Source organism: Candidatus Obscuribacterales bacterium (assembly GCA_036703605.1).
GTDB lineage: Bacteria > Cyanobacteriota > Cyanobacteriia > RECH01 > RECH01 > RECH01.
On sequence record DATNRH010000369.1, the window covers coordinates 1 to 1,257 of the forward strand.

The 1,257-nt window shown below is 53.6% G+C and carries 2 protein-coding genes; one reads left to right on the top strand and one right to left on the bottom strand.

The annotated features are described in order from the left end of the window. Window positions 1–249 precede the first annotated feature (249 nt). Window positions 250–468 (bottom strand): hypothetical protein, encoded by a 219-nt coding sequence (locus tag V6D20_07755; protein ID HEY9815678.1) that lies wholly within the window; start codon window positions 466–468, stop codon window positions 250–252. Window positions 469–876: 408 nt separating this feature from the next. Here V6D20_07755 and V6D20_07760 point away from each other — a divergent pair. After that, on the top strand, window positions 877–1,257 hold a 381-nt coding region (locus tag V6D20_07760; GenBank protein ID HEY9815679.1), incomplete at its 3' end, for a hypothetical protein.

Sequence of the window (1,257 nt, forward strand, 5' to 3'; positions counted from 1 at the left end):
TCCAACGTCCATGCCCAGGTTAGTGATGGGTCCTTCGACCATCGGATAGGCACTGCTTCGTGCCAGTTCTGGGATGGCCATAAAACGTCGTCCTTTACCTACTCTGTTCCCGGGTTACCCGAAGACCAGAACGCATATCGTAGTGAGTTAGCCGGAATATACGGTCAATTATGGCTCCTGGTCCTTTTCTGCGAGTATCACGATATCTCCAACAAACACTTTGTGATCGGATGTGATGGCCTTTCCGCCTTACAGGCCTGCTTCCACCGCGAATGCCATTGGAACACCCAACACCGAGATCTCATATCGGATGCTCAGTCCGCCATCGCCCGTGGCCAGCAGCGGCGTCTTACCTTCACTGCACTTCATGTTGCGGGACATCAGGATGATGATCCCTGGGCCACTTTGGACCTCCATGCCACCCTGAACTTTGAAGCCGATATAGCTGCCAAAATGTACCGCTGGCAACTGGAATCAAGATCCCATCACCCCCGTGCCCACCCGATCCATGGGGAAACATGGATCCTCTCTATTAACGACGAACGCATTGTCCGTAACATCGAACAGGCCATGCGCCTATCGACTACCTGGCCCCGAACCCTCCTCCACTTGGCGTCCAAGAGAACTTCCACGATGGATCTCAATCAGCTTGCATATTATAGTCTGGCACATGCTATGCGCAATTGCTCAGGCCAACGGCGACGATGGGTAACTAAACACATGTCGAGGTTCGGACCCACTGGGGTCATGATGCTCCGCCGCAAAGAATGGACTACCCATGCCTGCCCCCGATGCGGCTACAGGGAAGATACCCATCATGTGTGGCGTTGTACGAATCCCGATGCTGCTACCCTTCGCTCTACATGGATGGAAAAGTTGTCCGATTGGTTTCTATCCTCAAATACTGATCCACAGATCGCCGAGGTCATGCTCCAACGCCTTCGAGAATGGCTACACGGCAGTCCACCTGAACCCTTGCCCTGTGTCCACCCCTCAATCCAGGCGGTTGCGGAAGCCCAGGATGCAGTCGGATGGGAACTCCCGTTTAGCGGTTTTTGGCTCCAAGCATGGTGTCCGCTACAGCAAATATACTTTGAACGGGCCCTCAACTCCCCGAAGACAGGTAAAACGTGGCTCAGCCAACTGATCCGGAAGCTCTATGATATGGCTTGGGCACTTTGGACGCACCGCAATGACGTTCTACACCGCCAAACAGAGATTAAAGAACAATTGGCCTTAGTTACGGAGATCCGCACC